We start from the raw sequence: 7,444 nt of genomic DNA on the forward strand, positions 1-7,444 counted from the left end.
GCCACGTTCGAGGACGAGGCGGCCATGACCGCGGTGGACCGCGCGGTCGCCGACGGCGCGGACATCGTCGACATCGGCGGGGTGAAGGCGGGCTCCAAGGGCGAGGTCGTGGACGCCGCCGAGGAGGCGCGCCGGGTCGTGCCGTTCGTCGCGGCCGTCCGCGAGCGGCACCCGGACCTCGTGATCAGCGTCGACACGTGGCGGCACGAGGTGGGCCGGGCCGTGTGCGAGGTGGGCGCGGACCTGATCAACGACACGTGGGCGGGCGCGGACCCGGCGCTCGCCGAAGTGGCGGCCGAGTTCGGCGTGGGCATCGTCTGCTCGCACACCGGCGGCCTGGAGCCGCGCACCGACCCGCACCGCGTCCACTACGCCGACGTGGTGGCGTCCGTGGCGGCGGAACTGGTCGAGCGGGCCGAGCGGATGGTGGCCCTGGGCGTGCCGGCGGCGGGCGTGCTGATCGACCCGACCCACGACTTCGGCAAGAACACCTGGCACGGGCTGGAGCTGCTGCGCCGCTTGGACGAACTGGTCGGCACGGGGTGGCCGGTGCTGATGGCGCTGTCCAACAAGGACTTCATCGGCGAGACGCTCGGCGCGGACGTCGGGGACCGGGTCGACGGAACCCTGGCCGCGACCGCCGTGGCGGCGTGGACCGGGGCGCGGGTGTTCCGCGCGCACGAGGTCCGGCAGACGCGGCGGACCGTGGAGATGGTCGCGTCGATCGCCGGAACGCGAACGCCCACGCGGGTGCTGCGGGCGCTCGCGTAGCGCCGGGCGGGGACCGGTGCTCGCGCGGAGCCGCCGAGCGGAATCGCGGTCGAGGCAGGTCTTCCTGCGCCGCCGGTGTTCGGCGAGCGGGGGAGGAAGTGGAACGGGGTGGTGGCGAACCGCGCCCGCGCCAGGTCGAGGGGGTCCACGGGTGAGGACGCTGTGCGTAGCCACTCTGCTCGACGTCGGGGATCACCCCGATGTGATCCCTCGGTCGGATCCGTAGACTCGCTACTCATGAAGTCCGACGCGCTGCGCGGCCACCTGGACGCACTGCTGCTGGCCACGCTGGACGGCGGCAGCCTGCACGGCTACGCGATCATCGAGGCGCTCCAGCGGCGCAGCGGGGGTGCCCTCGACCTGCCGACCGGCACCGTCTACCCGGCGCTGCGCAGGCTGGAGCGCGCCGGGCACGTCACCAGCGAGTGGAGCACGGTCGCGGGCCGCAAGCGCCGCACCTACCGGCTCACCGGAGCGGGTGAACGGGCGCTGTCGGACGAGCGCGCCGCGTGGCGCGAGTTCACCACGGCCATCGACGGCGTCCTCGGAGGTGGGCCGTGGCCGGAGCGGGCGTGATCGAGGAGTACGTCGGCGACCTGGACCTGCGGCTGCGCGGGCCCGCCCACGTCAAGGCCGACCTGCTCGCCGAGGCCCGCGACAGCCTCGACGACGCGGCCGACTCCTACCGCGACCGGGGCCTGTCCGCCGAGGCTGCCGAGCGCCGCGCGGTCGAGGAGTTCGGCCCGCTCACCGTCGTCGCCCCCGGCTACCAGGCGGAACTGGCCGTCGCGCACGCCGCCACGACGCTGCGGACGGTGGCCCTGCTGATCCCGCTGACCTCCGTGCTGTGGGAGCTGAACCAGAGGTTCTGGATCGGGCCGTGGGCGGGCTTCGACGGTCCGCCCCCGCCCGACTGGTACCTGTTCGCCGCCCGCGCCAACGGCCACCTCCCGTGGGTCATCAGCTCCTGCGCCGTGCTCTCGCTGCTGGTCGGACGGCTGCTGTCCCGGTACGGCGTCAGCGGGACGACCCTCGGCAGGCTCGCGGGAGGGGTCGCCGCGACCTGCGCGGTGCTCGCGGTGTCGTGCAACCTCGCGATCGTCACGGGCACCGCCGCCCTGGACGCGGAACGGCTGCTGATGCCCGCGCCGGTGCTGGGAGCGGCGGCCGTGTTCTACGTCGTCCTCATCAGGGTCGGGGTGCTGGCGAAGCGCTGTCTGGCGTTGTCCGCAGTCTGATCCGCCGCGATGTGCCACGATCGTCGTCGTGACCACCGCGCTCATCTACCTCGTCGTCATGGTTCTCGTGGCTGCCGTGGTGTTCCTGTTGTCGTCGCTCGTGTTCGGCCGCGGTGAGGAGCTCGCCCCCCTGCCGCCCGGCGCGTCGCCGACCAGGCTCCCGGCCGAGGGTGTGACCTCGAACGACGTCCGCGACCTGCGCTTCCAACAGGTGTTGCGCGGCTACAAGATGACCGAGGTCGACTGGGTGCTCGAACGGCTCGCGACCGAGGTCGACGACCTGCGCGCCCGGATCGCCGAGCTGGAGGACGGCCACCCGAGGCCCGAGCCCGAGCCCGAACCCGAACCGGAGCCCGAACCCGTCGCGCGGCACGCGGGCGAGAACGGCGGCTCCACGTGACGGAGCTCGTGCTCAAGGTCCCCGTGGCCGCGCCCGCCGGGACGACGTGGGCCGCGCTGACGGACTGGACCCGGCAGGGCGAGTGGATGCTCGGCACCTCGGTGCGCGTGACCTCGGGCGACGGCAGGGGCGTCGGCTCCACCCTGGCCGCGTTCACCGGTGCCGGACCGCTGGGCTTCACGGACACCATGCGGATCACCGACTGGGAACCGCCGACGCGCTGCGCCGTGCTGCACACCGGGAAGGTCGTCCGCGGCACCGGCGAGTTCCTCGTCGAGCCCGTCACCGAGTGGACGTCGGAGTTCGTCTGGGTCGAACGCCTCGACCTGCCGCTCGGCGTCGTCGGACGGCTCGGCTGGCCGCTGGTCCGCCCGGCGTTCACCTGGGGCGTGCGGAGGTCGCTGGAGAAGTTCGCCCGGTTCGCCGAGGCGTACGCCCGGTGATCGTCCGCTGCCCGTGGGGCGACAGCACCCCCGACTACGCCGAGTACCACGACACCGAGTGGGGCGTCGAGCTGCACGGCGAGACCGAGCTGTTCGAGCGGCTGTGCCTGGAGTCCTTCCAGTCCGGCCTGTCGTGGATCACGATCCTGCGCAAGCGCGAGTCGTTCCGCCGCGCGTTCGAGGGGTTCGACCCCGCCACCGTCGCGGCCTACGGCGACGACGACGTGGAGCGGCTGATGGCCGACGCGTCCATCGTGCGCAACCGGGCCAAGATCAACGCCTGCATCCGCAACGCGGGCGTGGTCGCCGACCTCGACGAGCCGTTCGACGACCTGCTCTGGTCGTTCGCGCCGTCGAAGGAGGGCCGCGTGCGACCCGCCACGACGGCCGACGTGCCCGCCGTGACGCCCGAGTCCAAGGCCCTCGCCAAGGAGCTCAAGCGCCGCGGCTTCGTCTTCTTCGGCCCGACCACGGCCTACGCGCTGATGCAGGCCACCGGCATGGTCGACGACCACGTGGCGACCTGCTTCCGCGCGGTGGCCGCCGACGGGGCCGCTACTTCCCGGTGAACTCCGGCTTGCGCTTCGCCACGAACGCGGCCACGGCCTCGCGGTGGTCGTCGGTCGCGCCCGCCAGCGCCTGGGTGCTGGCCTCGATCTCCAGCGCGTCGTTCAGCGTCCCGCCGGACCCGACGGCCAACGCCTTCTTGATCATCGCGTAGGCCGTCGTCGGGCCCGCCGCGAGCCTGCGCGCCAACGCTTGCGCGGTGCTCAGCGCCTCGCCGTCCGGCACGACCTGGCCGACCATCCCGATCCGCAGCGCGTCCTGCGCGTCGACCGGCTGGGCGAGCAGCATCATCTCCATCGCCCTGCCGTGCCCGATCAGCCTCGGCAGCGTCCACGCCGCGCCCGAGTCCGACGTGAGGCCGACGTTCGCGAACGCCATCAGGAACTTCGCCGACGCCGCCGCGACCCGCAGGTCGCACGCGTACGCGATCGACGCGCCCGCGCCCGCCGCCGTGCCGTTGACCGCGGCGATCACCGGCTTCGGCATGCCGATGATGGCCTTGATCAGCGGGTTGTAGTGCTGCTCCACGGTGTTCAGCGGCGCCGGGTCACCGGACTCCAGCAGCGCGACGTGCTCCTTGAGGTCCTGGCCCGCGCAGAACGCCCTGCCTGCCCCGGTGATGACCACGGCGCGCACCGACTCGTCCTTCGCGGTGTCCAGGACGGCGTCGAGGAACGCCTCCTTCAGCGACACCGTGAACGAGTTGAACGCCTCCGGGCGGTTCAGCGTGAACGTGCGCACACCGTCGGCGTCGTCGATGAGGAGTTCGGACACGGCGGAGACCTCCAGTTTCGGTGACTACCTAAGCAGTGGACTCGTTCCGCGCCGACTTGTCCAGGCACTCGTCCACGAACCGCTCCACGGCCGGGGCCAGGCGGGCGGTGTGATGGTCGAAGAACTCGGCGGCCCCGGTCCCCGGCCAGTCCGCGGGCAGCAGTTCCACCGGCAGGCCGGGATCCCGGAACAGGAACTTCCGCCACGCGTGCAGCAGCCGCTGCGACGCGGCGAACGACTCCGGCGCCGCCGAACCGTCCACACGCGACATGACCGGTGCCCACTCCGCGACGAACGCCGCGTAGTCCCGGCCGAGCGCGGCGAGGTCCCACGCCCGCGCGGCCAGACCCCCGTCGTCGCCCTCGTGTCCGCCGTGGAACGTGCTCGCCGCCACACCCTCGGCCGCCAGCACGTCCGCCAGTTCGGGGGAGGGGCGCGGTGCGATCCACGTCACGGGGCCCAACGCGCCGTAGCCGAGCAGTTGCAGCGAGGAGGCCAACCGCTCGCGCGACTCGCGGCCCGGCAGTTCCTCCAGGACGAGCACGTGCCACCGACCGTCCCACGTGGACGGCCGGGTGCGGTAGATCCTCGCGGCCGCTTCGTCAAGCCGCCGTTCGGCCCTGGGGGTCAGCGCGTAGCCGGGGCCATCTGCCAGGCGCACCGGGTGCAGCCATCCCTGCCGAACGGTCCGGGACACGGCGGTCCGCACGGCGGGCGCGGCGAAGTCCAGCGGCTCCAGCAGCCGCACCAGGGCGGCGATGGTCGCGGCACCACCGCGTTCACGCAGGTGGCCGCCGTACACGTCGAACAACGCGGATCTGGCTCGCACGACGGTCGAGTCTGGCAGGCCCGGCCCCGCGCGACCAGGGCGGGCCGTCGGGCCGGGACGCGCCGGATCGGGCGACCCGCGCACGAAGGGCGGATCACGAACCGGTGACGGTGATCGTCCGCGCGGAATCCCTTTGCAGTACGGCGATCCAGCCTCTGAACAGGCACAAGTGAAGATCGACAAATGGTTGTCGGAACCACCGAAAGATCGGTTCGGTTTCGCGGCTGAGTCCGGATAGGGGAGAATGGACGCGGATCCGGCCGGGTTTCGCGAACCAGGTCGGACGGGGAAGGGTTTTGACGGAGGGAGCACGCTATGGCGGCCATGAAGCCCCGGACCGGCGACGGTCCCCTCGAGGTCACCAAGGAGGGGCGCGGCATCGTGATGCGCGTTCCGCTCGAGGGTGGTGGGCGCCTCGTCGTCGAGATGTCGGCGGAGGAGGCCAGCGCCCTGGGCGATGCCTTGAAGGCGGCCGTTGGCTGATCCCAGCCTCGAGAAGCCTCGAAGCCCCGGTTTCCACTGTGGAACCGGGGCCTCACTTCGTTGTGATACCGCATACACAGTTGACTGAGGAGGACCGCCTTGCGCACCCCCGTGCCCACCGCACTCGTCGAGGTCGAGGTCGCCGACGCGGCCCGACGTGGCGTGCCGAGCGTGGTGCTGACCACGGCGGACCTCGGCGAGACCGAGCGGGACGGTGACGGGTGGCGGCTCGGCGTCGGCGACGGCGGGCCCGCGACGTGGCGCACGGCGGGCGCGACCCTCGTCCGCGCGCTGGACCAGGCCGACGAGGCCCGCTCCTACGACGTGCTGCTGCCCGCGGACGCCGAGGCGGAGCGCGTCCGCGCGTTCGTCCTGGGCGCGACGCTCGGCGGCTACCGCTTCAAGGTGACCGGCGAGGCCCCGCCGCCCCGGATCAGGTCGCTCAGGCTGGTCGTCCAGGACCCCGGCTACACCGACGTGCTGGCGGCCGAGGCGGGCCACGCGTACGACCTCGCCCTGGCCACGGCCCTGAGCCGCGACCTGGCGAACACGCCGTCGAACGTCAAGGACCCGCAGTGGCTGGCGAGCACCGCCGCCAAGCAGGCGGGCGGGGTGCCCGGCCTCAAGGCCGTCGTCCGCGACGAGAAGTGGCTGGCCGCCGAGGGCTTCGGCGGCGTCCTCGCGGTGGGCGGCGGCTCCTCCCGCCCGCCCAGGCTCCTCGAACTGTCCTGGCGGCCCAGCTCGGTCACCGGCCACGCCCCGCACGTGGTGCTGGTCGGCAAGGGCATCACGTTCGACACCGGCGGCATCTCCGTGAAGCCCGCCGACGGCATGCACCTGATGCGCACGGACATGTCCGGCGGCGGCGCCGTGATCGCCGCGATGCTCGCCATCGCCCGCCGCGGCCTCCCGGTCCGCGTCACCGGCCTGGTGCCGTGCGCCGAGAACCACGTCTCCGGCTCGGCCTACCGCCCCGGTGACGTCGTCCGCCACTACTGCGGCACCACGACCGAGATCACCAACACCGACGCCGAGGGCAGGATCGTCCTGGCCGACGCCCTCGCCTACGCCGTGAAGACCCTCAACCCGGACCTGCTGGTGGACGTGGCCACCCTCACCGGTGCGATGAAGGTCAGCCTGGGCCTGCGCACGGGCGGCCTCTTCGCCACCGACGACGACCTCGCCGCCCGCATCACGACGGCGGGCGGTCGCGTGCACGAGGCCTGGTGGCGCATGCCGCTGCTGGACGAGCACGCCGACGCCGTGAAGAGCGACGTGGCCGACGTCCGCCAGTGCCCACCCGGCCCCGGCGGCATCACGGCGGCGCTGTTCCTGCGCGAGTTCACCGCCGGGCTGCCGTGGGCACACCTGGACATCGCGGGCCCGGCGAGGTCGGAGAGCGAGTACGACGAGGTGGTACCGGGAGCCACCGGCTTCGCCGCCCGCACACTGGTCGAACTGGTGGAGAGCTACACCCGCTAGAAGCGGGACCGCAGGGGCGAAGCCCTCCGGCAGGGCTGCGCACAACTCGGGGCGAAGCCCGTAGGCCTGCGGGCCGGGCTGGGCCGGGCTGGGCCGGAAACCCGACCACAACGGCAGCCGGCCTCGACCGAGCCCACACCCCACCCTGCCCCCGATCCGAAGCGCCCTCATGGCCGGCCGTGCCGTGTCAAGACATCTTTCCAGTCTTGACACGGTGCGTACGGCCATGAAGACAATCACGCGAGCGGGGGGAGGATCGCCCACAGCCACAGCCACAGCCACAGCCACAGCCGCAGCCGCAGCCACAGCCGCAGCCACAGCCACAGCCGCAGCCGCAGCCGCAGCCGCAGCCGCAGCCGCAGCCGCAGCCGCAGCCGCAGCCGCAGCCGCAGCCGCAGCCGCAGCCGCAGCCGCAGCCGCAGCCGCAGCCGCAGCCGCAGCCGCAGCCGCAGCCGCA

General features: G+C 73.0%; 11 protein-coding genes. 8 read left to right on the top strand and 3 right to left on the bottom strand.

Annotation, left to right across the window (positions count from 1 at the left end; translation table 11 throughout):
- The 6 genes from folP to VFZ92_RS16615 form a co-directional block, all read left to right on the top strand.
- The coding region (gene folP / locus VFZ92_RS16590; protein WP_330876836.1) for a dihydropteroate synthase at positions 1 to 771 on the top strand (771 nt) is incomplete at its 5' end.
- Between the two features lie 237 nt (positions 772 to 1,008).
- Complete coding sequence (locus tag VFZ92_RS16595) at positions 1,009 to 1,347, top strand: PadR family transcriptional regulator (RefSeq protein ID WP_330876837.1); 339 nt, start codon at positions 1,009 to 1,011, stop codon at positions 1,345 to 1,347.
- Positions 1,329 to 2,009 (top strand): permease prefix domain 1-containing protein, encoded by a 681-nt coding sequence (locus VFZ92_RS16600; protein WP_330876838.1) that lies wholly within the window; start codon positions 1,329 to 1,331, stop codon positions 2,007 to 2,009. The genes VFZ92_RS16595 and VFZ92_RS16600 overlap by 19 nt, the downstream gene beginning before the upstream one ends.
- Before the next feature lie 28 nt (positions 2,010 to 2,037).
- Positions 2,038 to 2,409, top strand: coding sequence for a DivIVA domain-containing protein (locus VFZ92_RS16605; protein ID WP_330876839.1), 372 nt, complete (start codon positions 2,038 to 2,040; stop codon positions 2,407 to 2,409).
- The gene (locus tag VFZ92_RS16610; RefSeq protein WP_330876840.1) at positions 2,406 to 2,852 is read left to right on the top strand and encodes an SRPBCC family protein; all 447 of its coding nucleotides are present in this window, start codon (positions 2,406 to 2,408) and stop codon (positions 2,850 to 2,852) included. Before VFZ92_RS16605 ends, VFZ92_RS16610 begins: the two co-directional genes overlap by 4 nt.
- Positions 2,849 to 3,421, top strand: a complete 573-nt coding sequence (locus VFZ92_RS16615; protein ID WP_330876841.1) for a DNA-3-methyladenine glycosylase I — start codon at positions 2,849 to 2,851, stop codon at positions 3,419 to 3,421. The genes VFZ92_RS16610 and VFZ92_RS16615 overlap by 4 nt, the downstream gene beginning before the upstream one ends.
- On the opposite strand, the gene VFZ92_RS16620 is transcribed toward VFZ92_RS16615, so the two are convergent.
- Both VFZ92_RS16620 and VFZ92_RS16625 read right to left on the bottom strand, forming a co-directional pair.
- Positions 3,408 to 4,193, bottom strand: coding sequence for an enoyl-CoA hydratase-related protein (locus VFZ92_RS16620; protein WP_330876842.1), 786 nt, complete (start codon positions 4,191 to 4,193; stop codon positions 3,408 to 3,410). The genes VFZ92_RS16615 and VFZ92_RS16620 overlap by 14 nt on opposite strands.
- Before the next feature lie 28 nt (positions 4,194 to 4,221).
- Entirely contained in the window at positions 4,222 to 5,022 is an 801-nt protein-coding gene (locus VFZ92_RS16625) for a PaaX family transcriptional regulator C-terminal domain-containing protein (RefSeq protein ID WP_330876843.1), read from the bottom strand.
- 315 nt (positions 5,023 to 5,337) lie between these two features.
- On the opposite strand from VFZ92_RS16625, the gene VFZ92_RS16630 reads away from it, so the two are divergent.
- The gene (locus VFZ92_RS16630) at positions 5,338 to 5,505 is read left to right on the top strand and encodes a DUF3117 domain-containing protein (RefSeq protein ID WP_106185758.1); all 168 of its coding nucleotides are present in this window, start codon (positions 5,338 to 5,340) and stop codon (positions 5,503 to 5,505) included.
- A gap of 99 nt (positions 5,506 to 5,604) precedes the next feature.
- The gene (locus VFZ92_RS16635) at positions 5,605 to 6,987 is read left to right on the top strand and encodes a leucyl aminopeptidase (RefSeq protein WP_330876844.1); all 1,383 of its coding nucleotides are present in this window, start codon (positions 5,605 to 5,607) and stop codon (positions 6,985 to 6,987) included.
- A 236-nt stretch (positions 6,988 to 7,223) separates the two neighbouring features.
- Here the strand turns inward: VFZ92_RS16635 and VFZ92_RS16640 are convergent.
- On the bottom strand, positions 7,224 to 7,444 hold a 221-nt coding region (locus VFZ92_RS16640; protein ID WP_330876845.1), incomplete at its 5' end, for a hypothetical protein.

It is taken from the genome of Umezawaea sp., from assembly GCF_036375055.1.
GTDB lineage: Bacteria > Actinomycetota > Actinomycetes > Mycobacteriales > Pseudonocardiaceae > Umezawaea.

Excerpts from the sequence above, each read along its gene's own strand:
- VFZ92_RS16630 (WP_106185758.1), top strand. The coding sequence starts at position 5,338 with ATGGCGGCCATGAAGCCCCGGACCGGCGACGGTCCCCTCGAGGTCACC.
- VFZ92_RS16595 (WP_330876837.1), top strand. The coding sequence starts at position 1,009 with ATGAAGTCCGACGCGCTGCGCGGCCACCTGGACGCACTGCTGCTGGCC.